Genomic DNA, 23,824 nt, shown 5'->3' on the forward strand with positions numbered 1-23,824 from the left:
AGCGCCAAGCGCCTACGGGACGATACGCAGACGCGACTTGGCCAGCGTACGAAGGTGCATTTCATGGGGGATACGCACGCCGAAAACATCGGCGAAATCATCGCGTGTGACCGAGCGGTTGAGTTTTCGCGCCGTGGCGATGCACAGGCCGCGCGTGTGTTCTGCGCTCCAGTCGCCGACCTCGGCCGAGCCGCAGGCCTCTTCCAGCAGCTTGAGCGGCTGGCCGCGGTCTTCCGCATCATAAAGCGTGGTGGTCAACGACATCGGCGCGGAAAACCCGATCATAACCACTCCGCTGGTTGCACCCTGCATGATGGAATCAAGTTCGGGATGGGCGTAGGCGGAAATTCCGGCACGGCGCAGCAAGACCTCTCCGGGCTTGGGCTCGCATCCAGGGATCGACTGGTGCAGCCCCTGCCCGTCAAGCATCGGACCCCCGCGGTGAAGCTGGCTATGAATGATCGTCCACCCGGCCTCGCGCGCGGCGCGCAGTACGGTGACGCAGATCTCAGCGATCTCTTCTCCTTCGGGATCAGCCCAGGGACGACCGGGCACAACAAACTCCTGCTGAAGATCCATGCATAGCAGGATGGGAGCCCCAAGTTTCATGATCTAGACCTTTTCCTTGCGCCCGGTCTTCCTGCGACCGGCACCGGAAGTGCCGGCACCAGCCTTCGACCGCGCCGTCTCACTCTGCGCAGATTGAGTTTGTGCGCCGGACTTTGCGCCCCGGGCTATGGACCGGTCAAGCGGCCCGGGCCGATCCCATGCGCCTTCAGGCCGATCCAGAATGAGCGGGTCGACATCCAGCGTCAGGGCATCCTCTCGTTCGGGGAATACGCCGAGCACTTCGCGGTAGGAGCGCTCGGAGAATACGAATGTCTTGCGGTCTTCTCGCGGGAGCAGGCCATAGCGCTCCCAGTAGCCGACAAGATGGTCCTGGGCGTGGCCCAGAACCTTGCGGTAGCCCTTGGCCCGGATCAGGTCGATCGCCCGGTCCATCATCACATAACCGATCCGGTGAGACCGGTAGTCGGGCCGCACGCAGGACCGTTCGACCTTGGCGAATTCGCAGAACCAGCGCACGCGCATGCATCCGACCGGCTCGCCATTAATCTCGGCCAGCAGGTGGGTCGCGCCGGCCAGGTCATTGCCGTCGAACTCCTCGTCGTACGGGCAATCCTGCTCGGCCATGTAGATCAGGGCGCGCATCGCCACGATCTTCTGAAACTCGTCGAGCGTGCGCACCACGCGAACCGTGACGGGTCCCGGGCCCCGGTTGAAATCGTCCGGTCTAGATCCGTCCATCGGCGGACACCCCCTCTTCTATAGGCTCAGACACGTCGGGCTGGCGATCTTCGGGGATTTGAGCCTGGGGGATCCAGCCCAGCCAGGCCGTGGGCCCGTTGGGCGCGTCTAGCGCGGCCGTCATCATCCGGCCCTCGCGGCTCACGGGGCGGGCAAAGAGCGGAATATGCTCGAAGGCGCGGCGGCGAGCCTCGGTCACGGCGCGCACCAGCGCACGGCGCGTCTCTTCGCCCCGGCCGGCCAGACACCAGACGTAGATGGCCGCCGCGTCCTCATCGGCGTCGGTCAGGTGTTCGAGCCGAGGCTGCACAGGTGAAAATTGCCCGTCGACCAGCGCCAGGTAACCGGCGCGGTTGAGATAGAGCAGCGCGATGAAGCCCTCCACCACGCCAGCGGCGTCGCGGCGTACGAAGAAGCACCGGCGGGTCTTCTCCTCGCAGGCCTGAACGGTGCGCGGATCGGCATGCCCGCCGCCCAGAACGCTATCGCCGACTGTTAACGCTGCCTCAATGGTGCTTAGATCAAATGCGGTCTCAAAACCGCGGCGACTCAAAATCTGCTTGAGGAGCGCGTTGCGCGGTTGGTCCGAACGCGGCGCTCCACTAAAGCGTGTGTGTACAGTCATGCAGCCCTCGCCTACCCGTTAATAAAACTTTAACGAATTCTAGAGCGCCGCGCTGCACCAAAAGTGGAATGGACCCCATGCGTAAAAAAGCAGGAGGCTGATCAGTGTCCAGTTCAGAACGAGAACCTCGATTCGACTGGAACGACCTGAAAATCTTCCACGCCCTGGTGTCTGCCGGTTCGATGAGCAAGGCTGCGCGACTTCTTGGTGTGGTCCAGCCAACAGTGAGTCGCCGGCTTGAGCAGCTTGAAATGCGCATCGGCGCGCGCCTTGTGACGCGCGGCGCCGACGGCGTGGAACTGACTGATGTCGGCGAGCGCATCTGGACGCTGGTCCAGACCATGCAAAGTACCGCCAACGATATCGGGCGAGTCGCGGGACAGGCCGACATGGCCGAGGCCGGTCGCGTGCGCGTCACGGCCCCGGACGGAATCGCCAGCTACTGGATCGCCAAGCAGCTTCCCGGCTTCGTGGAGGCCAATCCGCTCATCAAGCTCGAGCTGTCCACGGTCCAGGCGGGAGAGAAGCCCATCGACCCCTATGCCGATGTGACGCTTCAATACACCCAGAACAAGCGCATGGACCTGGTGCCTAAGGAATTGGCCACGCTCCACTTCGTGCCGTTCACGTCACGTGCCTATCTCGACACGTACGGACGGCCGGACGGCCTAGTGGACGCCTTGATGCACCGGCTCGGCGACCTGGTCAGCTACGAAGAGGAAACACGCGACGCCTGGCCCAGCGACGCCCAGGCGATCAAGAAGATGATGAAACCCTCGCTGACCACCGATTCCAGCTCGGTCCTGCTTGAAGCCATCCGGTCAGGCTCCATCATCGCGATGGCCCCGACCTATATCGCGCAGCGCTTCCCGGACCTGGTCTTCCTCGATCTCGACCTGGTCATCCCGGTCAAGCTGTGGATGTTCTACCACCCCGAGCAACGCCGCGTGACGCGGGTCCGCAAGGTCCTCGAATGGCTCGACGATATTTTCGACACGGCGAAATATCCGTGGTTCCGAAAGGACTTCGTGCCGCCCGCCGAATTCAGCGAGGTCGAAACCGTCACCGCACGCGGCGAGCGGCCGAAGCCCAGAATCGTCAAGTAGGGGTCAGGTGGTCAGCACCACCTTGCCCTTGACCCGGCGCTCCATAATGTCGGCGAAGGCCTGCTTGAACTCTTCAAGATCATAGCTCGCCGAAATGCGCGGCTTGATCTTTCCGGCCTCGTAAAGGTCGAACAATTCCTTGATGTTCTGGGCGTTCTCGCGCGGGAACTGGCCTGCCCAGGAGCCCCAGAACACGCCGCGAATATCGCGGCTGTTCAGCAAGACCAGATTGAGCGGAATCTTGGGGATGTCTCCGGCCGCAAACCCGATAACCAGATAGCGCGCGCCCCATCCGGTTGCGCGCAGCGCCGGCTCGGCCAGATCGCCCCCGACCGGATCGTAGACGACATCGACGCCCTTGCCGCCGGTCAGCTCCTTCACCGCCTTCTTCAGGTCGTCCTCGGCATAGTTGATAAGGTGATCGGCACCGGCGTCGCTGGCGATCTGGAGCTTCTCCGCGCTGGAGGCGGCGGCAATCACCGTGGCGCCCATCGCCTTTGCAATCTGGACCGTGGCCAGACCCACGCCGCCTGCGGCGCCAAGGACGAGGATCGTCTCGCCCTTCTTCAGGTCGGCGCGCTGCTTGAGGGCATGATAGCTCGTGCCGTAAATCGTCGTGAAAGCAGCGCCTTCCTCAAAGCTCATCGAATCCGGCATCGGCACAAGCTGGTTGGCCGCAGCAGGAACCTTCTCCGCGAACGCGCCCAGCATCGTGGCCACGATCACGCGCTGCCCGATTTCCACACCCTGGACGCCCTCGCCCAGCGCTGACACAACCCCGGACGCCTCCATACCCGGCACGAAAGGCGTCGGCGGCTTCATCTGGTATTTGCCCTCAACGAGGAGCACATCCGGGAAGTTCACCCCGGCCGCCTTGACGTCGACCATGACCATGCCCTCGGCCAGCTCGGGATCCGGCACGTCGTGAACCGACAGCTCCTCGTACGGGGCAAACTCTTCACAGACCAAAGCGCGCATGGGGGCTATTCTCCATTGGGTTAACGTTGCTTGGGCACGACCATAAAGGCCGCGGGGCCGCCATCGCAATGCACGATCGCGATGGCTCACAGGACAGCGCCGCCACAGCGACCGCGGCAAGTTTTCCCCGCGTCTCCGGCTAGACGGCGGAGCACCGCGCCGCCATCCTGACACGCTCTCGATGCCACAGGCGGAGCGCCCCATGCCCGACACCTTTTCCGCCGACCTCGGACCGGTCTCGCCCAGTATCCAGCTCAGCCTGAATGTGCGCGGCCTGGGACTGTCGGCGACGTTGGCAATCAATGAGCGCTCGGCGCGGCTGGCCGCGCAGGGCCGCACCGTCTGCCGGCTCGGCCTCGGCCAGTCGCCCTTTCCGGTCCCGGACATCATGCAGCGTGCACTCGCCAGCAATGCGCATCAGAAGGACTATCTTCCCGTCCAGGGACTTCCGGCCTTGCGTGCCGCCATTTGCGGGTATCTGCATCGCACTCAGGGCCTCGATTTCGAGCCGGAAGATATCCTGATCGGCCCGGGCACGAAGGAGCTGATGTTCCTGCTCCAGCTGGCCTATTACGGCGATCTGGTCATCCCGACGCCCAGCTGGGTCTCGTACGCGCCACAGGCCGAGATACTGGGGCGCCGCGTGACCTGGCTTCCAACCGAGATCGAGCACGGGCAGGGCGTGACGGCACGCGGGCTCGATACGGTATGTGCTCGCGACCCGGAACGCCCGCGCCTGCTCATCCTGAATTCTCCTGGCAATCCGACCGGCACTGCCTACACACGCGAAGCCCTGACCGAGATTGCCGAAACCGCGCAGCGCTACCGCATGTTGTTGCTATCAGACGAGATTTACGGCGGAGTTCAGTTCGATGGCCGCCATGTCTCGGCTGCGCGCATCTATCGCGGCGGCACGATCATCTCCGACGGGATCTCCAAATGGGCCGGAGCGGGAGGCTGGCGTCTCGGATTCCTCGCCTTTCCCAAAGCGCTGGGCTGGTTGAGGGACGCCATGGCCTCGGTGGCGAGCGAAACCTACACCTCGGTCTCTGCCCCCATCCAGCACGCCGCTATCACCGCGTTCGAAGGCGGTCCGGAAATGGACCTCTACCTCGACAAGTCGCGGCGCATCCTGGAGGCGATCGCCCGCTTCACCACCATCAAGCTGGAAGGCGCCGGAGCCCGGCTGAACCCGATCCGGGGCGGGTTCTATGCCTTCCCGGACTTCTCCGCGCATCGCGAACAGCTGCAAGCACGCGGCATTGGCGACAGCACCGCGCTGTGTGAACGCCTGCTCGAAGAGACCGGGGTCGCGACCCTGCCCGGCTCCGCCTTCGGACGATCCACTCATGAGCTGTCCCTGCGGCTCGCCTTTGTCGATTTTGACGGCCAGGCAGCGCTCGACGCCATTGAGCCCGGCCAGACGCTGGACGAGGCGTTCGTGCGGACGATCGCGCCGCGGGTGGCAAACGGGATCGACGCGCTGTGCGATTGGGTTGCGCGCTAGGCGGGCAGGTCTGCGTGAGCTAGGCTGCACGCGCTTGCGCGGAGGTGATGCATGCCGTTTGACCTGCCATGGAACGACCTGCTGCAGGACCCGGTTATGCAAACCTGGATCCGGATCATGCAATGGGTCTGGGCGTTCTCTCTCCTCTGGATCGCGGCCATGCTGCTGCGGGGCGGCTTTGACGACATCAACGAGATCATCACCTCACCATACGCCACGCGTTCCGAACGCTGGCAGGCCCGCCTCCAGCGACCCGTGCGGGCGCTGGCCCTCATGGGCGCGGCATTGTTCGGTGCGACCAGCTTCGCTCTGACAATCTGGTTTCAGGGCGCGGTGGTGATCGTGATCTGGCGAGAGTTCTTCAGCGTATAGATCCGGGTCGACAAATCGGCTCTGCGTTCTAGTCTTGTTCCTGCGCTGACGCCGCGAAATACTGGCGAAGACGACCGAATTGGAGGCCTCATGCACCCCGCCCTTGCCATGCGAACGGACCTGGAAGACCGGGCGGTCCTGAGGGAGCGGTTCGAGCGGACCCGCGCCCAGACCGAGTCGCTGACCGAGCCGCTGGAACCCGAAGACTGCCAGGTCCAGACCATGGACGATGTCAGTCCCACCAAGTGGCATCTTGCCCATACGACCTGGTTTTTCGAGACCTTCATCGCCTTGCGCTTCAAGGCCGGCTACGAGCGCGCCGACGCGTTGCACGGCTTTCTCTACAACTCCTATTACGAGGCGCTCGGCAAGCGCTGGAGCCGTCCCGATCGCGGCCTGCTATCGCGCCCCCTGCTGCGCGAGGTCGAAGCCTACCGCCAGCGAATCACGAAGATCACCGCCGAGCTGATCGAGACGGTCAGCGATAATGAGTGGTCGGAGCTGGCGCCCCTGATCGAGCTGGGCATCAATCACGAGCAACAGCACCAGGAACTGATCTGCACCGACATCAAGCACGTGCTGTCGCGCTCGCCCCGCCCCTTCGCTCCCTACGAGCAACGCGGCCCGCAGGCTGCCGGGCACGGCACCGGCGAAATAAACTGGCTGGGCTTTGAGGGCGGTGTCGTTGAGCTGGGCGCCCATGGCGCTGGCTTCGCCTACGACAACGAGTATCCGCGTCACAAACGCTACGCCTATGACTTTGAAATCGCGAACCGTCCGGTCACGAATCGCGAATTTCGCGCCTTCGTGGAGGATGGCGGTTACCGGACGCCCTCCTTGTGGCTTTCGGACGGCTGGGACTTCATCAACGCCAATTCGATCCGCTACCCGCTCTACTGGCGCGAAGCCGAGACGGGGTGGGAGGAATACAGGCTGGCGGGCTTGCGGCCGCTCAATGACGACGAGCCGGTCTGCCATGTAAGTGGTTACGAGGCCTCCGCCTTTGCCGAATGGGCCGGACGCCGGCTGCCGGCCGAACACGAGCTCGAGCTGCTCGCCCGGCACCATCCGGTTCGCGGTTCGCTCCTGTTCGAAGACGCGCGCTGCCATCCCGGCGCGCTGAACGGGACCCAAGAGGCCCAGGCGGTGATCGGCGGGGTCTGGGAATGGAGCGCCAGCGCTTATGAAGCCTATCCCGGATACGAGGCGCCTTCGGGCGCGGTGGGCGAATACAATGGCAAGTTCATGTCGAGCCAGCAGGTCCTGCGCGGCGGGAGCGCGGCCACCCCGGCGGAACATATTCGCGAGACCTATCGCAATTTCTTTCCCCCGGCCGCGCGCTGGCAGTTCAGCGGGATAAGGCTGGCCAAGAAACTGATCGCCTAGGGGAAAAGCCCCGGCGAGGGCGCCGGGGCTTTTTTCTGCGCGAGAGGCCGGGCGTGGCTCAAGCCTCGCGTTCGATGGCCCGGCTCACGCTCCGGCCGATCACGAAGACCGAGAAGCCAAGGAACAGGGCGTAAATCCCGAAGAGCAGTCCGATCGTGAAGCTCGCGCTTCCTGGAAGGCCGAACAGGATCAGGGCCGCCAGGATAAGGCTGAGCACGCCGCCCAGCATCAGCCAGGTGCGCCGGGACTGGGAGGCGGGCCGGAACGCGAAATAGAAACGGCTGAGCCCGTCGATCGCGAAGAAAATGCCCAGAACGACGGTCAACGACAGAATGCCGATGGCCGGCGAGGCCAGGATCAGCATGCCGGCAACGATGGAGATGACACCGACGAAAAATTCCAGAGCCGTGTCACCGGCCGTGCGCCTTGAAAAGGCATCGAAAAGCTGGATCAGGCCCGCCGCCAGAAGGAGCGCGCCCATCAGGACGGTCAGCACGAAAGTGGCGGCATAGGAAAACACGATCGACAGCACGCCCAGCACCACCATGAGGACGCCGAGAAGGCTGGCTGTCGTCCGGGTCGGCGCGACCATGGTGGTTTTCACATTTTCGTCGAGACGCGACATGGAAAGCCCTCCTTGAAACTGCGGGTTTCAGGGGGAACCGACGACAAAAGCCGAGGTTCCAAATTCCTGGCGCGCGGCCGGCGCGAAACAGGGCGCGAAACAAGAAGGGCGGCCCCGCCGGGACCGCCCTTCTTCAGACCGGATGTGTCCGCTCGGCCTAAAGCCTGGAAAGCGCGGACTGAACGGCGTTGCTGGCTTCAACCACCTCGTCGGCAGTGTAGGCATAGCTCTCCGGCGGGACAGGCGTTTCGAAGACGGCCAGCAGGCGCTCAAGCGCGGTGCGCGCACCTTCTGCAAACTCGCCATGCTCGCCCTCGATTTCGGCCATGTGCGCGTCGGCCCACTGGGCTGCGGTGTGGGCAAAGCCGTAACCGTCCAGATAGGCCTCGCCCGCTGCCGGCTCGCGGCGCGCGAATTCATATTGCAAGGCGGCGCGTTCGATCAGGTCGGCCAGCACGCGGGCATGGACTTCCACCATATCGTCGGAGGCCGGAGCGGCGGCCTCGGCGCGGTCGAGCGCCGCGAGCACGTCGTTCACGCGTGCTTCGATCTCGCTGTCGCTTGCGCCTTCGTACGGAGCAACCGACGCGGCGTTCAGCGTGTCGATGAAGCTCTCCACGCCGCGTTCCTCGATGACCGGCTCGAGGTCGACATAGATCTCCGAAATCGGGTGGGCGAACATCGCCGCGCCCGCCGAGCGCTCGCCGGCCTCCAGTGCGGCCAGGCCGGCCACATAGTGTGCGCGCATGACTTCGAGCGCGGTCAGGTAGATAACCGGGTCGTTCGCCGCGGCCTCGGGGTCGATCCCGAACTCGCCGCCCGAATTACCGCCCGCGCCTTCGCCCTCACCTTCGCCCGCCATGGCGTAGTTGGGGGCCGCTTCGGCCGCGCCATCGCTTGGGGACCCGGACTCCGGTGCGGATTCCGCGCCGGACTGCCCGCTCTGAGACTGCGGCGCCGTGCCGGTTTCGGCCTCCGGCGACTCGCCGCAACCGGCCGCACCCAGAATGGCAATGGCGCTGACGCCTGCGAGAAGGCGTGGCGTTTTACGAATACCCATGGTGCGATACGCTCCTGTCTGCTTGGCTTGTCATTGCGGCCTAGATAGATCACGAGTCCATCCATGACAATAACAATCATTCGCACATTCATGCCATGACCGTCCTGCTCGACCAGGTTCTCACCCCCGACGACGTGACCCGCCTGACCGGCCTGATCGCCAGTGACAGCGCGGCGTTCGAGGATGGCAAGGCGACGGCCGGCTGGGCCGCGAAGCGGGTCAAATCGAACGAGCAGGCCAAGGCGGGACCCAAGCTGGACGCGCTGCGCCGCGACGTGCGCCTGGCGCTGGAGCGCCACGTCCTGTTCGCACCCTACGCCCAGCCCAAATCCATATTCCGCATGCTGGTTTCACGCTACAAGCCGGGCATGGAGTATGGCCTGCACGTCGATGACGCGGTCATGAGCGGGCACCGGGCCGACCTCTCCTTCACGCTCTTCCTGAGCGCGCCCGACAGCTATCAGGGCGGCGAGCTCATCATTGACGGGCTGGAGGGCGAGACGGCGGTCAAGCTGGAGCCCGGCCAGGCCGTGGTCTACCCGACCGGCGCGCTGCACCGTGTGGCCCAGGTCACGTCCGGCGAGCGCCTGGCGGTCGTGGGCTGGATCCAGAGCCTGATCCGGCGCGGCGACCAACGCGAAATCCTGTTCGACCTCGACCAGACGATCCGCGCGCTGAACGAGACCCAGGCGCCGGACGCGATCCTGGACAGGCTGTTGAAGACGAAGGCCAATCTGCTGCGCCAATGGGCGGAGCTCTGAGAGCGCGCGCCGGGCGTCTAGAGCAAACTCATCGAATTCAGAGTCGACGAATTTGCTCTAATCGATTGTTCTGGAACATTTTCGAACCGCAAAACCGGTTCCCACTTTTGCTGAAAATATTCTAGAGCGGAACGCGGATCGTGACGAGCAGACCTTCGCGCTTGAATTCACGATGAAATTCGCCGCCCAGCGAATGCTTGACCGTCGCGGTGATGAGCTGCGTGCCAAAGCCCTCGCGTTCGGGCGGCGGGGCGGGTGGACCGCCGGATTCGCGCCAGGTCAGGACCAGAACCCGGTCGCCGTCCTGGCGCTCGAGCGTCCAGCCGAGATCCAGGATGCCGGCCTCGTTGGAGAAGGCGCCATACTTGCTGGCGTTGGTCACAAGCTCGTGCAGGGCCAGCGCCAGGCCGTGCGCGAGCGTGGATGCAAGGTTGATCCGCGGCCCGTCCAGCCGCAGCCGTTCAGGCTCCGACGGCGCATGGGGTCCGAGCTGGGCCTCGATCAGGCTATGCAGGTCAGCGGCGCCCTCCCCGTCCTTGCTGAAGGTGACATCGTGCGCCGAGGCCATGGCCTGCAGGCGGCCGGAGAAGACCTGGCCGAAGGAGTCCAGATCCGAGGCCGTGCGCAAGGTGTGGTTGGCCATGGCCTGGATCGTCGCCAGCGAATTCTTGACCCGGTGATTGAGCTCGCCAGCCAGCAGGGCGCGATGCTTCTCATCCTCTTTGGTCTTTGTTATGTCTTTGAAAACTAACACAAAGTGACCGCGCGGCTCGACCGGAGCCGCAAACACGTCGAACACGCGGCCCATCGCCTCGGACTCGCTTTCAAAGCGCAGCGTCTCGCCGTCGAGCGCGACCCGTACATAGTCGTCCAGCCAGTGGCGCTCCAGGCCGGGGACAAGGTCGAACGCGGTGCGCCCCTGCGCGTCGTGTAATCCCGTCATTTCCTCGAATAACGGGTTCACTTCGACGAACCGGTAGTCGATCGGGCATCCCGCCTCGTCCGTTTCGATCTCGCACAGGCAATAGCCCTGATCGATCGAGGTGAAGACCGACCGCAGGCGGGCTTCGCTGGCGGCCAGGCGCCGCTCGCTTGCCTTGCGTTCGGTAATGTCGACACCCGACGCGACCAGGTCGACGACCCGGCCGGACTCGTCGCGGCGCGGGGCCAGCTGGAAATCGATCGCCACGAGCCGGTCGCCCGTCATCCGGCATTCGGCATCACGGCGTATCGTCACCCCGTTTGCGGCCTGCCGGATTTCTTCACGCAGTTCAGACTGGATGGCGGGATCGTAGCTCCACCAGAAGCACTCCCAGAAGGGTTTGCCCAGCACGTCGTCCCCGGAGGTATCCCCGAGTTCGAGCGCGGGTTGATTGACGTCTAGGACCCGTCCGTCGGTATCGAGACGCGCGGCAAAGGCCATGATGTGATCGAGGAGAGACGCTCCGCGACCGGCAGGGCCACGGCTGGCGGCGCTGCGGTGTGTCCCTGCTGGCGCATTCCCCCGACGATCCAACGCATTCAACCCCTTGGCGTCCATTATTAGTATATCAGAACGCGTGACAGAGGAAGCTAATCTCGCGCCTGCGCTGCGAGAAAAACGCGTGAGAGGTTAATGAAACGATGGGAGGGAAGTGGTGCCCGGGGGCGGATTCGAACCACCGACACGCGGATTTTCAATCCGCTGCTCTACCAACTGAGCTACCCGGGCGCCCGGACCAGACCGCGCGACGGCGGCTGGCGAGAGCGCGGTTTATAAGAAACTGAAATGACGCTGTCCATGCCTCAAACGCGGCTTTCTCACCGCTTTGTCAGTGCGCCCGGCCGTGCGCCTTGCCGGTGCGGGGCGAGGCTGCTACCTCGCCATCAACCCTGCTCCTCAAACCGTTACCAGGACATATCATGACTGCGCGCCTCATGCTGTCTGCCGCCATTTTACCGCTAACTGCGATGACCCTGTCTTCCGGCTTCTCCCCGGCCCTGGCCCAGGCGGCAGGCGGGGATAAGGACGTGGTCACGGTGATCGGCGGACGCGCGCCGGGGGCCTCGGTCACCGACCGTCCGGTGACCCGGATCGGGCGCGAGGACATCGAGGCGGCCGGGTTTGCCGATCTCGGCGACGCGCTCGCCTTCCTGCCCTCGATCACCGGATCGGAGTTCAACGAGGATCCCGGCACGCAGAACGACACGTCGGGCACGTCCAGCGTCAATCTGCGCGGGCTGGGGCTCGGCTCGACCCTGGTCCTCATGAACGGACAGCGCCAGACCGTGGCCAGCGTCTCGGCCGATGACGGGGCGAGCTTTGTCGATCTGAACGCCCTGGTGCCCGGCATCGCGATCTCGCGCGTCGAGGTGCTCAAAGACGGCGCCTCGCCGGTCTACGGATCGGACGCGGTGGCCGGTGTGGTCAATGTCATGACGCGCGACGACTTCTCCGGGTTCGAGCTGACCGCCGAACTGCGCGGACCGACCGAGTATGAGGGCTCTGGCGCGGGCTATGAGCTGGCCGCCATTGCCGGGGGCGAAATTGGCGCCGGTCTCCACCTGACGGCGGCCGTGGAATGGCTGGACCGGCAGGGTCTGGAGGGGTTCGAGACCGATTTCGTGCCGGGCACCGGCCTGTCGCTGGGCCAGCCGGGCAGCTATCTGGTCCCGAGCCAGGGCATGGCGAGCTATGCCGATCCGCTGTGCGAGGCGGGCGGCGGCATTTTGAACCGGGCCGGGCCGGACGACGCGACCGGCACGCCGGGCAGCTGCCAGGTCGATTACGGCCAGTTCTTCTCGCTCGTCACGCAGGAAGAGCGCCTGCAGGCCTTTGCCGCGCTGACGGGAGACGCCGGGGATGTGCGCTACGCCCTGCGCGTCAGCGGGGCGGACCAGTCGGTGGAGCGCGGCAACTCGCCCTCCCTGCCCAATCTGAACTTCCCCCTGCTCGATGCCGGCCTGCCCGGCAATCCGTTCGGCGAGGACGTGGTCTGGCTCGGCCGTCCGCTGGGCGCGAGCGCGGGCGCGGCGCGGCGCCGCTTCAATCACGAGACCTGGCGCGTCGCGGGCGAAATCGCGCAGGACGTCAGCTGGGGCGCGATGCCGGTCACGCTGGAACTGAACACGACCTATTCGCGCAACGATCTGCGCGCCACGATCACCGATACGCTGGCGGACAATTTCGACGCGGCGCTGGCCGGCTTCGGCGGCGCGGACTGTCCCGGCGCCGGCGCGGCCAGCGCGGGCGACCAGAGCGCGGGATGCTATTACTTCAACCCGTTCGGGTCGGGCGCGGTGGTGCGCGACCCCGCCGATCCGCGCTATAACAGCCCGGCCGTCCTCGACTATATCATCGGCGAGGATGTGCGCAGCTCGCGTGCTGATCTCGGCGTGGTCGAAGCGGTCGCCAGCACACCGGCGCTCGCCGCCCTGCCCGCCGGCGATGTCAGCGCGGCGCTCGGCCTGCAGCTGCGCCGCGAGACGCTGCGCGTCGATCATGGCGCCGACTTCAACGCGGACAATTTCCTCTTCATCATCGGCGGGCCGGACTATGAGGGCGAGCGCGATGCGCACGCCGTGTTCGCCGACGCGATTGTGCCGGTCACGAACCGGCTCGAGCTGCAACTGGCCGCACGCTACGAAGATATTGACGGCTTTGCCTCCACCGACCCGAAGATCGCGGCGGTGTTCGAAGCGAGCGATGCGCTGACCCTGCGCGCCAGCTGGGCGCAGTCCTTCCGGGCGCCCTCCCTGCACCAGCAGGTCTCGGCGACGACGACGCTGCAATCGCTCAATACCGGTTCTGCGTCCAGCTTCCTGCCGGTGCGCACGGTCGGCAATCCGGACCTGGACCCGGAAACGGCCGACACGTGGACCGCGGGCGCGGTGTGGCAGGCGCGCGGCCTGACGGCGAATATCGATCTGTGGCGGGCCGAGTATGACGGGTTGATCGTGAAGGAGAATCCGAACGCCATCCTGGCGGCCGATCTCGCCGATGACGGAATCTATAACGATCCGCGCGTGGAGCTCTCCTCCATCGGCGATGTGCGCCTGGTGCGCGCGCGCTTCGTCAATGCGCCCTCGCTCGAAGCGCAAGGGCTCGATGCCGGCCTGACGGCCGCACCGGTCGAGATCGGGCTGGGCTCGCTGGGGTGGGGCGTGCAGGCGAGCTATATCGACGAATTCACCCTGACCGATCCGGTGCTGGGCACCACGGTCGATGCGGCGGGCAATCGCAACTTCACCAATTTTGCCCGCTCCGTGCCCGACTGGCGCGCCAGCGCCTGGCTCGACTGGCGCCATGCCAACTGGCAGTCGCGCGCGGGTCTGCGCCATATCGCCAGCTATGCCGATGACGAGAATGGCGGCGCGACGATCGATGCCTGGACGGTGCTGGACCTGCAGCTCGCCTATAATTTCGACGTCGGCCCGGACCGCGGACGCCTCGTGCTCGGCGCTCTCAACCTGACCAACGAGCCCGCCCCCTTCGTCGACACCCCGCTTGGCTACGACACCAAGGTCCACGATCCCCGCGGCCGCGTGGCGTATCTGAGGGTGGAGTTTGCGCGGTAGGGGGTCGGGGAGCCAGCATTGCCTTGGCCAGCGTGGCAGGAGTCACCGGCCTCCCCAATCAATGGATTTCCATTGACCTGACCTCCGCCGAGACAGGATATCGTCAGATTGCGCGCGGCCGGGGGGCTGCCGGAGGTGGCCTGACCAGGTTTAAAGGGGCGTGACGGCTTACCGCGCCCGGCTGGCGTCTTCAGCGCGCGGGACAGTGGAATCTGTTATACTCAACGCTATATACGGGCTTTTCGCGCCGCGATCGGAGGGGGGCAGTGTTGGACGAGCACCATATCGGGTCGCGCAGCTGGCAGGTCAATCCGGACCCGATGTGCATCCTGGACACGCAGGGCCGGTTCGTGGCGGTCAACCCGGCGTGGGAGGCGACGCTGGGCTGGACGCGCGAGGAGATGGTCGGCGAGGCCTATCGGCGCTTCCTGCATCCCGACGATATCGAGCGGTCGGATTCCGCCTTCGAAGACGTGACGCAGGGCAAGCCGGTCCTGCGCTTCGAAAATCGCTACCGGGCAAAGTTCGGCGGCTATCGCTGGCTCTCATGGGTCGCGGTTCCCGAAGCGGACGGCATCTATTGCACCAGCCGCGATGTCACGCCGGAGAAAGAGCGCGACCAGACGATCGCCAAACAGCGCGAGGAAGCGGAGCTGCGAGAGCAATTCCTGGCCATTCTCGGCCACGATCTGCGCACTCCGCTCAGCTCGTTCATTTCCGGGCTGCGCCTTCTGTCGCGCGAGGTAGAAAGCGAAAACGCACAGCAGGTTCTGCAGAGCATGCAGGGCAGTGCCAGCCGGATGTCGGAGCTGATCCGCAACATGATGGAGTTCGCCCGGGTGCGCCTTGGCGACGGGATCGGCATCGAGCGCGAGCGTCACCAGGATCTGGACTCGCGCATCTTCCAGGTGGTTGAGGAGATCGAGAACACCGTTCCCGGCGCGCGCATCGAATACACGGCCGATCTGTCCAGTTCGGTGATGTGCGATGCGTCCCGCATCATGCAGGTTGTCTCCAATCTGCTGGGCAACGCGGTCAGCCACGGCGTGGAGGGCGAACCGGTCAGGCTGACGGCCACGCAGGCGGACGGGCAGCTGACCATCGCCGTCGCCAATGCGGGAGAGCCGATTTCCAGCGCTGCGCGCGAAAATCTGTTCCGGCCCTTCTTCAAGGGCGACCCGCAGTCGAGCCCGCAGGGGCTGGGTCTGGGACTCTATATTTCCTCGGAGATTGCCGCCGCGCACGGGGGCAGCCTGACGGTGGACTCCGACACGGATCAGACCTGTTTCACGCTCACCATCCCTGCAACCGAGTAGCGCCTAGTCCTCGTCCTCTTCGGGCGGCAGCGCTTCGCGCGGGACGGGCTCGCCGGGAATGGCGTAGGCGCCGGAGAACCAGCGGCCCAGATCGGCATCGGCGCAGCGTTTCGAGCAGAAGGGGCGGAAGGCCGGGTCCACCGGCTTGCGGCAGGACGGGCATTTGGCGGCAGGCGCGCCGGTCTTTGTCTCGGGACGGGTCATGGCTTTTAGTCTCTGCGCGGCGTGACGAGGCTCTGGCGCGGGCCGAGCGCCTCGCTCTCGATCAGGGCGATGCGGTCACCATAGCGGTGACGGGCCGCCTTGTGCCAGCCGGCTGGATCAGCTTTCAGCCAGGCATGGACCTCCTTGCCCGCAGCCAGCTCCAGCCGGGCCGCGCGGTCATTGCGTCCTTCGCGTTCGAGGTCGCGCAGGGCGGTGAGCGCGCAGGTTTCCACGGTTTCCAGTCCGGGGCGCTCGAACACGATCTCGTGCAGCGGCCGGGTCAGGCGCTGGCGCGACAATTCCACGATGGCAAAGCGCGAGGGCGGCGCGATGTCGACCTTGGCCGGATCGTTGCGGAAAGCCGACTTGATGGAGGCGACGAGATTGCCCTGGTCGGCCTTTTTCTTCAGCGGCAGGAAGTCGATGGCGACGACACCGCCAATGCCGCGCAGGCGGATCTGACGGGCGGCCTCGCGCGCGGCGGCCTTGTTCAGCTCCATCGCCATCTTCGCGCCGCCACCGGGCGATTTGCGTCCCGCCGCGTCGACGTCGATGGCGGTCAGTGCGGCCACCGGATCGACGATGATATGACCCCCGCCGGCCAGCGGGATCACGCGCTCCAGCGCCTCGTCGACCAGCGCGTCGATGTCGACGCCGGCCTCCTGCGCGGTCTTCACCGGGGCTTCGAAGAACATGGCCAGGCGTTCGGCCACGGGCGGCGCAGGCACGACCGTTTCGGGCGCCTCGCCGGGCTCGACCTCGAACAGGGTGAGGCTGGGGCCCTTCTCCTGGAAGGCTTCGCGCACGATCTGGACGCCGACGGCCGCGCCTTCGTGCACCTCGTCCGGGCGCCCGGCCCCGCCAAAGGGCAAAAAGCCGTCCGGCCCGGCGCCGAGCGCGATGAAGGCCCCGTTGAGCGAGGCGTCCACCCGGCGCACACGGCCGCGATAGACCTCGCCGCGCACCGCGCGCCGGCCGCGCTCGCTCCAGCGTTCAAGATGGATTTCCACTGCGCGTTCGCCTTCCATCAAGGCCACGCGCGTCTCGCCAAGATGGTCGGCGGTCACGATTCTCATGGACGATATCCCAGCCCGGTCAGCAAAAGCCGGGTTTCATAGACGGGCAGGCCGACAACGCCGGTATAGGACCCGATCAGGTTTTCGATGAAGGCCCCGGCCCGGCCCTGAATGGCGTAACCGCCCGCCTTGCCCTGCCATTCCCCGCTGGCGATATATTCGTCGATCTCGTCGGGGTGCAGGCGTTTGAGCGCGACGCGGGTCTCGGCGACCCTGTGCGCTTCCCGCCCGTCCGGCGCGCGCACGGCGACGCCGGTGAAGACGCGGTGATTGCGCCCGCTCATCAGGGCAAGGCACGCGCGCGCCTCGGCCTCCGTCTCCGTCTTGGGCAGGATCCGGCGGCCCACGCCGACGACGGTATCGCTGGCCAGCACGTAGCAGCCGGGATGATCGGCGGCGGCCAGCTTGGAAACGGCCAGACGCAAGGCCAGCGCGCGCGGGGTCTCGCCCGGGCGCTCGCTTTCGTCGATATCGGTGGGGTGAATGGCGTCCGGCGCAAAGCCGATCTGAACCAGAAGTTCCTGCCGGCGCGGCGAGGCGCTGGCCAGGATCAGGCGGGGGCGGACGCGCGCGCCGTCACCGGACGCGGACTTCGCCTCTGTCACGGGCGCCTGTGTCATGGCGCGTGCCGCCTATTTGAAGCGATAGGTGATCCGACCCTTGGTCAGGTCGTACGGGGTCATCTCGACCAGCACCTTGTCGCCGGCCAGCACACGGATACGGTTCTTGCGCATCTTGCCTGCGGTGTGGGCAATGATCTCGTGATCGTTTTCCAGCTTCACCTTGAAAGTGGCATTCGGCAGGAGTTCGACCACCTCACCGGGAAATTCGAGAAGTTCTTCCTTCGCCATGCGGCTCCTCTTGGACGTTTCGTCGTGTGACGTGTCTATGTATCAATAACGTTTCGCCCGCTCGGATGGCTCCGGCGGGCGGACTTGGACGCTTTATAGTCGTGTCGCCCCTATCCGTCGAGCGCGCACACTCAGGCCGCGCGCTCGCAGGCTCAGGACGCGTGCTCGCGGGCGAAGCGCTCGATGCGCGCGGCGATGGCGTCGCGCGAGATCCGGAAGGCTTCCAGCCGCTCGCCGTGATGGCCGTCCTGCATGGCCGGGTCGGAGACCTGCCAGCGCTCGTAGCGCGCGCCGCGAGACTCCGCGAACTCGCGTGCGGCCGGTTCGGCCTCGGCGGCCAGGCACACGACCAGATCGCAGGGTTCGTCCGCGACATCGTCCGCCGTGCGGCAATCGAAGCGCGACAGGTCGACGCCGATCTCGTTCATCACATTGACCATGAAGCCGTCCGGATACCCGGCCGGGTGCACCCCGAAAGAGCTCGACGGCGTGGCCTCGCCATAGGTCTTCTTCCACAGCGCCTCGGCCATGGGCGAGCGCACCGAATTGCGGCCGCACACGAACACCACGGCGGGACCCGCCGCAGGCGTGCTCATGCGGCCCTCCGGTGCAGCGCGCAGATCAGGGTGAAGAGGCGGCGCGCGGTGTCGAAATCGACCTCGATCTTGCCCTCCAGGCGCTCTTTGAGCAGCGTGCTGCCCTCGTTGTGAACGCCGCGCCGGCCCATGTCGATGGCCTCGATCTGGCCCAGCGGCGCATCGCGAACGGCCGCGTAATAGCTTTCGCAGATCAGGAAATAATCCTTGATGATCCGGCGCAGCGGGCCGAGCGAGAAGACGAAGACGCGCACCGGCGTGCCGTCCTCGCGCTTGATGTCGAAGACCAGGCGCTCGTCCTCGATCGCCAGGCGCAGGTCGTAGGGACCTTCCTCCGACCCGACCGGATAGAATTTGTTGGCATCGAGCAGATCGGCGATAGCGACGCGGCGCTCATGCTCGACCGTCTCCTCGCCGCGCCCGATCGTGGCCAGATCGACATGCACCGAGACCAGGGTATGGCTGTCGTTCACGAGCCCGCCTCCCCTGTTCCCGTCCTTGTTTCTGGCCCTGTTTCATGTGCCGGCCGAGCGCGCGCGCGCCAGGGCTCGGACACATCGGCCAGGATCACGTCGACGCATTCCACCTCGATGCGGATATCGCCGCCGCCGGCCAGCGTGACGACGAGCGTGCCCTCGGGGGCTTCGGGATCGTCGTCCTTGCGCTCGAACGCCAGGGCGAGCAGCGAGACGACCGCGTCCGGCGCGGTCTGCTTCACGTTGCGCGAGCGCACCGACAGCACCGAATCGACCTGAAGCGCGGTGCGCACGCGTTCACCCTTGCCGCGATCGCCGGCCGCTTCCCAGCGATACCGGTTGAGCAGCATGCGAAAGCGGCGCGCCCGGGAATCCCAGGAAAAATCTCCAAGCTGGCCGACCGCATCCTGCAGAGCCGCGGACACGACCGTCAGATCGTCACCGTCTTCAGCTTTAAGACGCAGGGGTTTGAAATCAGCCACGCGGGAAATCCTCCTATTCCTTTTCGCGCCCGATCCGGGCGCCGCAGCGCGAGAGCTTCTCTTCGAGATGCTCGAAGCCGCGATCGAGATGATAGACCCGGTTGACCAGAGTTTCGCCCTCCCCGGCCAGTCCGGCAATCACCAGGCTGACAGAGGCGCGAAGGTCTGTCGCCATCACCGGCGCGCCGCGATAGGCCGCCGGGCCGCGCACCACGGCCTCATTGCCGTGCACCTCGATACGCGCGCCCAGGCGCGTCAGCTCGGGCGCGTGCATGAAGCGGTTTTCGAAGATCGTCTCGCGGATCAGCGAGGTCCCGTCGGCCAGCGCCATCAGCGCCATGAACTGGGCCTGCAGATCGGTGGCAAAGCCCGGCCAGGGCGCGGTCTGGATGTCCACCGGCTGAATGGGCGTGCCCGGCGCACGCGACACGGTGACGTTCTCGCCCTCGATGGCGATCGTGATGCCGGCCCGGCGAAGCGCATCCCACAAAGCGCGGTTGGCCGCAGGCGCGGCTTTGACCAGCGTGACCTCGCCCCCGGCCGCGGCGGCTGCAATCGCGTATGTGCCGGCCTCGATCCGGTCGGGCACCACGCTCCAGGTCGTCCCTGACAGGCGCGGAACGCCGTCAATGGTGATGGTGGAGGTGCCCGCGCCGCTGACCTTCGCGCCCATCGCGTTCAGGCAGTCGGCGAGATCGGCGATCTCGGGCTCGCGCGCGCAGTTTTCCAGCAGGGTCCGGCCCGAGGCGAGCACGGCCATCAGCATGGCGTGCTCGGTCGCGCCCACCGAGACCATGGGAAAATCGATCTCGGCCCCGGTCAGGCCATTGGGCGCGGAGGCGATGACATAGCCCTCGTCCAGCTCCACCGTGGCCCCGAGCGCTTCGAGCGCTTTGAGATGCAGGTCGACCGGACGCGCGCCGATGGCACAGCCGCCCGGCAGCGAGACCTTGGCCCGTCCGGTGCGCGCGACCAGAGGCCCGAGCACGTTGAAGGTCGCGCGCATCTTGCGCACCAGATCGTAGGGCGCGTACGGCTCTTCCAGGTGCTCGCCGTGAAGGTGCAGCACGTTATGATTCTGCTCCTCGCTGACCACGCCGAGATGAGCCAGCAACTGGGCCATGAAGCGCGTGTCGGCCAGGCGCGGCATGTTTTTGAGAATCAGCGGCTCATCGGTCAGCAGCGCGGCGGCCATCAGCTTGAGCGCGGAATTCTTCGCGCCGTAGATGGGAATCTCGCCGTGCAGGGGCGTCCCGCCGCGAATACGAATGCGATCCATAAATCAAACGTCCTTATGCCGCCGCCCGCCCGGCCCGCCTCGATGCAGTCTGCGCCGGCATCGGGCGAAATCGGGGCGGGCTCGCGGCCTTAATCGGGTTTCTTTGCAGCTTTGCGGCGTTTGAGGTTGCGGCGCAAGGCCTCGGCCAGGCGCTTTTCGCGCTCCGACTGCGTTTTGCCACCCTGGGGCTGTGTGTCTTTGTCACCGGTCATGAGCGCGGAGATGCGACGACCTGCAATCGGCGTCAACCCCGGCCTTGGCGAGGAAGAAATGATAGGGTATAGCCCGCCACCTGATCGCGCCGGGCCATACCGGCCGCGCACGCCGCCATAGCTCAGGGGTAGAGCGTTCCCTTGGTAAGGGAGAGGTCCACAGTTCAAATCTGTGTGGCGGCACCATTTCTCTTCAGTTGCGGATTTCAGTGGGTGTGCCTTGCGCTGCAAGAGCACTTCGAACGCACGTGCCCTGCACCGTCGAGGCGGTCCCTATCGCGTGTCCTGCGCAGATCAATCACTTTTGTATATCATTTGATTGACAAAAACGAGCAATTTGTATATCAAACGATATACATTCTGATTAAATTGCATATGAGATGATATACAATGAAGGTGCGGGAGACGGCCAGACGCCAATATATTCAGATCGTTGACGCAGCGGCAGCTCAGCTCCAGACGCTCAGGACGCCGGGCGAAGGATGGTTATCCACGCTTCGCAAGGCGCTGGGCATGTCCGGGGCTCAGGTTGCCGCACGTGCGGGCGTGTCTCGCGCCGCAGTCTATCAGGCCGAACGCAATGAGTGCGACGGCGCGATCACGATCGCCCAGATGCACAAGCTTGCCGAGGCGATGGGCGGACGCTTCGTCTATGCCGTGATACCCGACACCGGACGGGTGGAGGACATGATCCAGGCTCAGGCGCGCCGCGTGGCCAAGGACCTTGTCCTGGGCGCAAGCGCGCACATGGCGCTGGAGCAGCAATCCCTGCCTCGCGAGCAAACGGCGCAGCGCATCGACGAACTGACTGACGAGCTGGCACGCGACATGCCGCCCGGCTTCTGGCACGCCGGATGACGTCTGACGAGCCGGACGGAGCCACCCCGCTCGACCCGGATGAGATGCGGGGGCTCAAATTCCGGCACGTGACGACGCGCGCCCAGCTCGATGAGCTCGAACAAGCCAATATCGAGCAAGGCCTCGCCTGGATCTCGCGGCGGCGCCAGGGCTCGATCTTCGACCCGATCTTCATCAGGACGCTGCATCGCAGGCTATTTGGCGATGTCTGGGACTGGGCAGGTGAGTATCGCCGGACAGAGAAAAACATCGGCATCGATCCCGTCGAGATTTCAGTCCAGCTCAGCCAGCTGCTCGACGATGCGCAATATTGGGCCGGGAATAGTGTCCTGCCTCCGCTGGAAGCTGCGGCGCGGTTTCATCACCGCATGGTGCAAATTCACCCCTTTGCCAATGGAAATGGACGTCACGCCCGGATTGCTGCCGATATTTTGTTGCGAGAAGTCTATCACCACGTCCCGATTGTCTGGGCGAGCGGGCTTGACTTGCTGGCAGACACTGAGCGCCGCAGCGCCTATATCGGTGCCCTTCGCGCCGCAGACAGGGGCGAGATCGGCCCGCTGCTGGGGTTCGTCGGCGCAGCCCCGCATCCGTCGCTCTAGCCTCCGCCCCGGCGCATCCACCCCGCTCGCATCCCGATTCGCGTTGGGCGCGTGCGTGTTGTGCGCTAGTTTGACCTGCACAGGTCACGCTGCGGGGAGACGGGCATGCCAGGTCTTCGAGGATGGAGTCGCCGCGCGGGCGCGATGCTGGCGCTCGCCGGGGCGGGACTTCTGGCGCTGTCGGCCCTCGCACAAGAAGACACCGGGCCGGCGGATGCGCGCCCGGTTCACGTCGCCCCGCTGACCGGGGTGATCGGCCCGGCCAATGCCGCCTTCATCACCGGCGCGATCGAAGACGCCGAAGACGGCGCGCGCGCCCTTGTCATCGAAATGGATACGCCCGGCGGGCTGGTCGACGCGATGCGCGAGATCAATCTGGCGATCCTGTCCAGCCAGGTTCCGGTCATCGTCTATGTCGCGCCCCAGGGTGCGCGCGCGACCAGCGCGGGCGTCTATATCCTCTATGCCAGCCACCTGGCCGCCATGGCGCCGGGCACCACGGTCGGGGCGGCCACGCCGGTCGAGTTCGGACCGGCGAGCGACCCGCCTGCCGCGCCGCAGGACGCGCCGGAGGGCGACAGCACAGACGGCGAGGTCCAGGATAGCGAGGCCGAGGATGGCGCGGTCCAGGATGGCCCGGCCCAAGATGGCTCCGGGGAGGCCGAAGCGGCCCCCTCCTCCGCCCAGGCCATGCGCAACAAGGTCGTCAACGACTCGGTGGCGCAGATCCGGTCGCTGGCCGAGCTGCGCGGCCGCAATGCCGACTGGGCCGAGCGCGCCGTGCGCGAGGGTGTCAGCCTGACCGCCGCCGAGGCGGTGGAGATGAATGTCGCCGAGCTTATCGCGCCGAGCCTGGATGCGCTTTTCCAGGAGGCCAGCGGACGCACGCTGACCCTGGTGGAGGGCCGCGAGGTCACGCTGGACCTCGCCGGCGCCTCGATCGAGCGCGTGGAGCCGGGTTTCGCGCTCGCCTTCCTGCAGGTCATCACCAATCCCAATATCGCCTTCCTGCTGATCAATCTGGGATTTATCGGCCTCCTGGCGAGCTTCTATAACGGGCTGGAGCCTGTCACCGCGATTGCCGGCCTGCTCTGCCTGATCGTCGGCTTCTACGGCCTGAACACGCTGCCGGTGAGTTATGCCGGGGCGGCGCTGATCGTGCTGGGACTAGGCCTGCTGATCGCGGAGGCGTTCGTGGCCTCGTTCGGGATTCTCGCCATATCGGGGCTCGCGGTCTTCGCGCTCGGCGCGGTCATGCTGGTCGATACCGATATCGAGGCCCTGCGGCTCGACTGGCGCCTGATCGCCGGGGTGACGGCCGCGCTGGGCGCCCTCACCTTCGCCGCGCTGTTTTACGGGCTCGCCGCGCAGGCGCGAAAACCCGTGGCCGGGCGCGAAAGCCTGAAGGGCATGGAGGGGCGCGTGCTGGAATGGTCCGGTACACAAGGCTTCGTCCATGCCGACGGCGAGCGCTGGCATGCCGTCTCCAAGGACGCGCTCGCGCCCGGTGACCCGGTCGTGGTGACCGGCATCGACGGCCTGACCCTGACCGTGAAGAAGACGTCCTGACGCCTTACCTCCAACCGC

General features: G+C 65.7%; 25 protein-coding genes and 2 tRNA genes. 11 read left to right on the plus strand and 16 right to left on the minus strand.

Going from position 1 to position 23,824, the window contains the following annotated elements:
- Positions 1-12: 12 nt before the first annotated feature.
- From E5162_RS05685 to E5162_RS05695, 3 genes are read right to left on the minus strand one after another with little or no spacing between them, the layout of a single operon-like run.
- Positions 13-609 carry a cysteine hydrolase family protein gene (locus tag E5162_RS05685; RefSeq protein WP_135943954.1) on the minus strand — a complete coding sequence of 199 codons (597 nt, stop codon included), beginning with the start codon at positions 607-609 and terminating at the stop codon, positions 13-15.
- A gap of 3 nt (positions 610-612) precedes the next feature.
- The gene (locus E5162_RS05690; protein WP_135943955.1) at positions 613-1,308 is read right to left on the minus strand and encodes a GNAT family N-acetyltransferase; all 696 of its coding nucleotides are present in this window, start codon (positions 1,306-1,308) and stop codon (positions 613-615) included.
- On the minus strand, positions 1,295-1,933 hold the full coding sequence (locus E5162_RS05695) for a hypothetical protein (protein WP_188634448.1): 639 nt from the start codon (positions 1,931-1,933) through the stop codon (positions 1,295-1,297). Before E5162_RS05695 ends, E5162_RS05690 begins: the two co-directional genes overlap by 14 nt.
- 104 nt (positions 1,934-2,037) lie before the next feature.
- On the opposite strand from E5162_RS05695, the gene E5162_RS05700 reads away from it, so the two are divergent.
- The gene (locus E5162_RS05700; RefSeq protein ID WP_233342154.1) at positions 2,038-3,039 is read left to right on the plus strand and encodes a LysR family transcriptional regulator; all 1,002 of its coding nucleotides are present in this window, start codon (positions 2,038-2,040) and stop codon (positions 3,037-3,039) included.
- Positions 3,040-3,042: 3 nt separating this feature from the next.
- Here E5162_RS05700 and E5162_RS05705 read toward each other — a convergent pair whose 3' ends face one another.
- Positions 3,043-4,017: an NADPH:quinone oxidoreductase family protein gene (locus E5162_RS05705; protein WP_135943956.1), complete on the minus strand. Its 975-nt coding sequence runs from the start codon at positions 4,015-4,017 to the stop codon at positions 3,043-3,045.
- Positions 4,018-4,219: 202 nt separating this feature from the next.
- Here E5162_RS05705 and E5162_RS05710 point away from each other — a divergent pair, with 202 nt between their 5' ends.
- From E5162_RS05710 to egtB, 3 genes are all read left to right on the plus strand, one after another.
- Positions 4,220-5,524 carry a pyridoxal phosphate-dependent aminotransferase gene (locus tag E5162_RS05710; RefSeq protein WP_135943957.1) on the plus strand — a complete coding sequence of 435 codons (1,305 nt, stop codon included), beginning with the start codon at positions 4,220-4,222 and terminating at the stop codon, positions 5,522-5,524.
- Positions 5,525-5,575: 51 nt separating this feature from the next.
- Entirely contained in the window at positions 5,576-5,896 is a 321-nt protein-coding gene (locus E5162_RS05715) for a hypothetical protein (protein ID WP_135943958.1), read from the plus strand.
- A 90-nt stretch (positions 5,897-5,986) separates the two neighbouring features.
- Positions 5,987-7,282 carry an ergothioneine biosynthesis protein EgtB gene (gene egtB, locus E5162_RS05720; protein ID WP_135943959.1) on the plus strand — a complete coding sequence of 432 codons (1,296 nt, stop codon included), beginning with the start codon at positions 5,987-5,989 and terminating at the stop codon, positions 7,280-7,282.
- 58 nt (positions 7,283-7,340) lie between these two features.
- Here egtB and E5162_RS05725 read toward each other — a convergent pair whose 3' ends face one another.
- Together E5162_RS05725 and E5162_RS05730 are read right to left on the minus strand one after the other, a co-directional pair.
- Positions 7,341-7,907 (minus strand): HdeD family acid-resistance protein, encoded by a 567-nt coding sequence (locus E5162_RS05725; RefSeq protein ID WP_135943960.1) that lies wholly within the window; start codon positions 7,905-7,907, stop codon positions 7,341-7,343.
- A 157-nt stretch (positions 7,908-8,064) separates the two neighbouring features.
- Positions 8,065-8,967 (minus strand): hypothetical protein, encoded by a 903-nt coding sequence (locus E5162_RS05730; RefSeq protein ID WP_135943961.1) that lies wholly within the window; start codon positions 8,965-8,967, stop codon positions 8,065-8,067.
- A gap of 95 nt (positions 8,968-9,062) precedes the next feature.
- On the opposite strand from E5162_RS05730, the gene E5162_RS05735 reads away from it, so the two are divergent.
- Positions 9,063-9,728 (plus strand): Fe2+-dependent dioxygenase, encoded by a 666-nt coding sequence (locus E5162_RS05735; RefSeq protein WP_135943962.1) that lies wholly within the window; start codon positions 9,063-9,065, stop codon positions 9,726-9,728.
- A 121-nt stretch (positions 9,729-9,849) separates the two neighbouring features.
- Here E5162_RS05735 and E5162_RS05740 read toward each other — a convergent pair whose 3' ends face one another.
- Together E5162_RS05740 and E5162_RS05745 are read right to left on the minus strand one after the other, a co-directional pair.
- Positions 9,850-11,151, minus strand: a complete 1,302-nt coding sequence (locus E5162_RS05740) for an HWE histidine kinase domain-containing protein (RefSeq protein ID WP_158291208.1) — start codon at positions 11,149-11,151, stop codon at positions 9,850-9,852.
- A 212-nt stretch (positions 11,152-11,363) separates the two neighbouring features.
- Positions 11,364-11,439: transfer RNA gene (locus E5162_RS05745), tRNA-Phe, on the minus strand.
- A 191-nt stretch (positions 11,440-11,630) separates the two neighbouring features.
- On the opposite strand from E5162_RS05745, the gene E5162_RS05750 reads away from it, so the two are divergent.
- Together E5162_RS05750 and E5162_RS05755 are read left to right on the plus strand one after the other, a co-directional pair.
- On the plus strand, positions 11,631-14,285 hold the full coding sequence (locus E5162_RS05750; protein WP_135943964.1) for a TonB-dependent receptor domain-containing protein: 2,655 nt from the start codon (positions 11,631-11,633) through the stop codon (positions 14,283-14,285).
- A gap of 266 nt (positions 14,286-14,551) precedes the next feature.
- Positions 14,552-15,601, plus strand: coding sequence for a PAS domain-containing sensor histidine kinase (locus tag E5162_RS05755; RefSeq protein WP_135943965.1), 1,050 nt, complete (start codon positions 14,552-14,554; stop codon positions 15,599-15,601).
- Positions 15,602-15,604: 3 nt separating this feature from the next.
- On the opposite strand, the gene E5162_RS05760 is transcribed toward E5162_RS05755, so the two are convergent.
- The 8 genes from E5162_RS05760 to murA all read right to left on the minus strand — a co-directional run bounded on the left by E5162_RS05760 (position 15,605) and on the right by murA (position 20,565).
- The gene (locus E5162_RS05760; RefSeq protein ID WP_135943966.1) at positions 15,605-15,805 is read right to left on the minus strand and encodes a DNA gyrase inhibitor YacG; all 201 of its coding nucleotides are present in this window, start codon (positions 15,803-15,805) and stop codon (positions 15,605-15,607) included.
- A 5-nt stretch (positions 15,806-15,810) separates the two neighbouring features.
- Positions 15,811-16,881 carry a ribonuclease E/G gene (locus E5162_RS05765; RefSeq protein WP_135943967.1) on the minus strand — a complete coding sequence of 357 codons (1,071 nt, stop codon included), beginning with the start codon at positions 16,879-16,881 and terminating at the stop codon, positions 15,811-15,813.
- Complete coding sequence (locus tag E5162_RS05770) at positions 16,878-17,501, minus strand: Maf family protein (RefSeq protein ID WP_135943968.1); 624 nt, start codon at positions 17,499-17,501, stop codon at positions 16,878-16,880. The genes E5162_RS05765 and E5162_RS05770 overlap by 4 nt, the downstream gene beginning before the upstream one ends.
- 12 nt (positions 17,502-17,513) lie before the next feature.
- Positions 17,514-17,732 (minus strand): translation initiation factor IF-1, encoded by a 219-nt coding sequence (gene infA, locus E5162_RS05775; RefSeq protein WP_009800516.1) that lies wholly within the window; start codon positions 17,730-17,732, stop codon positions 17,514-17,516.
- Positions 17,733-17,884: 152 nt separating this feature from the next.
- Entirely contained in the window at positions 17,885-18,328 is a 444-nt protein-coding gene (locus E5162_RS05780; RefSeq protein ID WP_135943969.1) for an arsenate-mycothiol transferase ArsC, read from the minus strand.
- On the minus strand, positions 18,325-18,801 hold the full coding sequence (locus E5162_RS05785) for a UPF0262 family protein (RefSeq protein ID WP_135943970.1): 477 nt from the start codon (positions 18,799-18,801) through the stop codon (positions 18,325-18,327). Before E5162_RS05785 ends, E5162_RS05780 begins: the two co-directional genes overlap by 4 nt.
- Entirely contained in the window at positions 18,798-19,286 is a 489-nt protein-coding gene (locus E5162_RS05790) for a DUF2948 family protein (RefSeq protein WP_135943971.1), read from the minus strand. Before E5162_RS05790 ends, E5162_RS05785 begins: the two co-directional genes overlap by 4 nt.
- 13 nt (positions 19,287-19,299) lie before the next feature.
- Positions 19,300-20,565: a UDP-N-acetylglucosamine 1-carboxyvinyltransferase gene (gene murA / locus E5162_RS05795; RefSeq protein ID WP_135943972.1), complete on the minus strand. Its 1,266-nt coding sequence runs from the start codon at positions 20,563-20,565 to the stop codon at positions 19,300-19,302.
- A gap of 323 nt (positions 20,566-20,888) precedes the next feature.
- On the opposite strand from murA, the gene E5162_RS05800 reads away from it, so the two are divergent.
- The 4 genes from E5162_RS05800 to E5162_RS05815 all read left to right on the plus strand — a co-directional run bounded on the left by E5162_RS05800 (position 20,889) and on the right by E5162_RS05815 (position 23,806).
- Positions 20,889-20,963: transfer RNA gene (locus E5162_RS05800), tRNA-Thr, on the plus strand.
- A 204-nt stretch (positions 20,964-21,167) separates the two neighbouring features.
- Positions 21,168-21,635 carry a mobile mystery protein A gene (locus tag E5162_RS05805; RefSeq protein ID WP_135943973.1) on the plus strand — a complete coding sequence of 156 codons (468 nt, stop codon included), beginning with the start codon at positions 21,168-21,170 and terminating at the stop codon, positions 21,633-21,635.
- Positions 21,632-22,237, plus strand: a complete 606-nt coding sequence (locus E5162_RS05810) for a mobile mystery protein B (RefSeq protein ID WP_135943974.1) — start codon at positions 21,632-21,634, stop codon at positions 22,235-22,237. Before E5162_RS05805 ends, E5162_RS05810 begins: the two co-directional genes overlap by 4 nt.
- A 105-nt stretch (positions 22,238-22,342) precedes the next feature.
- Complete coding sequence (locus E5162_RS05815; protein WP_135943975.1) at positions 22,343-23,806, plus strand: NfeD family protein; 1,464 nt, start codon at positions 22,343-22,345, stop codon at positions 23,804-23,806.
- Positions 23,807-23,824 lie beyond the last annotated feature (18 nt).

This window comes from Marinicauda pacifica (assembly GCF_004793635.1).
In the GTDB taxonomy this organism is placed as follows: domain Bacteria; phylum Pseudomonadota; class Alphaproteobacteria; order Caulobacterales; family Maricaulaceae; genus Marinicauda; species Marinicauda pacifica.

Excerpts from the sequence above, each read along its gene's own strand:
- E5162_RS05685 (WP_135943954.1), bottom strand. The coding sequence starts at position 609 with ATGAAACTTGGGGCTCCCATCCTGCTATGCATGGATCTTCAGCAGGAG.
- E5162_RS05695 (WP_188634448.1), bottom strand. The coding sequence starts at position 1,933 with ATGACTGTACACACACGCTTTAGTGGAGCGCCGCGTTCGGACCAACCG.
- E5162_RS05735 (WP_135943962.1), top strand. The coding sequence starts at position 9,063 with ATGACCGTCCTGCTCGACCAGGTTCTCACCCCCGACGACGTGACCCGC.
- E5162_RS05815 (WP_135943975.1), top strand. The coding sequence starts at position 22,343 with ATGCCAGGTCTTCGAGGATGGAGTCGCCGCGCGGGCGCGATGCTGGCG.
- E5162_RS05725 (WP_135943960.1), bottom strand. The coding sequence starts at position 7,907 with ATGTCGCGTCTCGACGAAAATGTGAAAACCACCATGGTCGCGCCGACC.
- E5162_RS05710 (WP_135943957.1), top strand. The coding sequence starts at position 4,220 with ATGCCCGACACCTTTTCCGCCGACCTCGGACCGGTCTCGCCCAGTATC.
- murA (WP_135943972.1), bottom strand. The coding sequence starts at position 20,565 with ATGGATCGCATTCGTATTCGCGGCGGGACGCCCCTGCACGGCGAGATT.
- E5162_RS05770 (WP_135943968.1), bottom strand. The coding sequence starts at position 17,501 with ATGACACAGGCGCCCGTGACAGAGGCGAAGTCCGCGTCCGGTGACGGC.
- E5162_RS05805 (WP_135943973.1), top strand. The coding sequence starts at position 21,168 with ATGAAGGTGCGGGAGACGGCCAGACGCCAATATATTCAGATCGTTGAC.
- E5162_RS05705 (WP_135943956.1), bottom strand. The coding sequence starts at position 4,017 with ATGCGCGCTTTGGTCTGTGAAGAGTTTGCCCCGTACGAGGAGCTGTCG.
- E5162_RS05750 (WP_135943964.1), top strand. The coding sequence starts at position 11,631 with ATGACTGCGCGCCTCATGCTGTCTGCCGCCATTTTACCGCTAACTGCG.
- E5162_RS05765 (WP_135943967.1), bottom strand. The coding sequence starts at position 16,881 with ATGAGAATCGTGACCGCCGACCATCTTGGCGAGACGCGCGTGGCCTTG.
- E5162_RS05810 (WP_135943974.1), top strand. The coding sequence starts at position 21,632 with ATGACGTCTGACGAGCCGGACGGAGCCACCCCGCTCGACCCGGATGAG.
- E5162_RS05730 (WP_135943961.1), bottom strand. The coding sequence starts at position 8,967 with ATGGGTATTCGTAAAACGCCACGCCTTCTCGCAGGCGTCAGCGCCATT.
- E5162_RS05740 (WP_158291208.1), bottom strand. The coding sequence starts at position 11,151 with ATGGCCTTTGCCGCGCGTCTCGATACCGACGGACGGGTCCTAGACGTC.
- egtB (WP_135943959.1), top strand. The coding sequence starts at position 5,987 with ATGCACCCCGCCCTTGCCATGCGAACGGACCTGGAAGACCGGGCGGTC.
- E5162_RS05715 (WP_135943958.1), top strand. The coding sequence starts at position 5,576 with ATGCCGTTTGACCTGCCATGGAACGACCTGCTGCAGGACCCGGTTATG.
- infA (WP_009800516.1), bottom strand. The coding sequence starts at position 17,732 with ATGGCGAAGGAAGAACTTCTCGAATTTCCCGGTGAGGTGGTCGAACTC.
- E5162_RS05780 (WP_135943969.1), bottom strand. The coding sequence starts at position 18,328 with ATGAGCACGCCTGCGGCGGGTCCCGCCGTGGTGTTCGTGTGCGGCCGC.
- E5162_RS05760 (WP_135943966.1), bottom strand. The coding sequence starts at position 15,805 with ATGACCCGTCCCGAGACAAAGACCGGCGCGCCTGCCGCCAAATGCCCG.
- E5162_RS05690 (WP_135943955.1), bottom strand. The coding sequence starts at position 1,308 with ATGGACGGATCTAGACCGGACGATTTCAACCGGGGCCCGGGACCCGTC.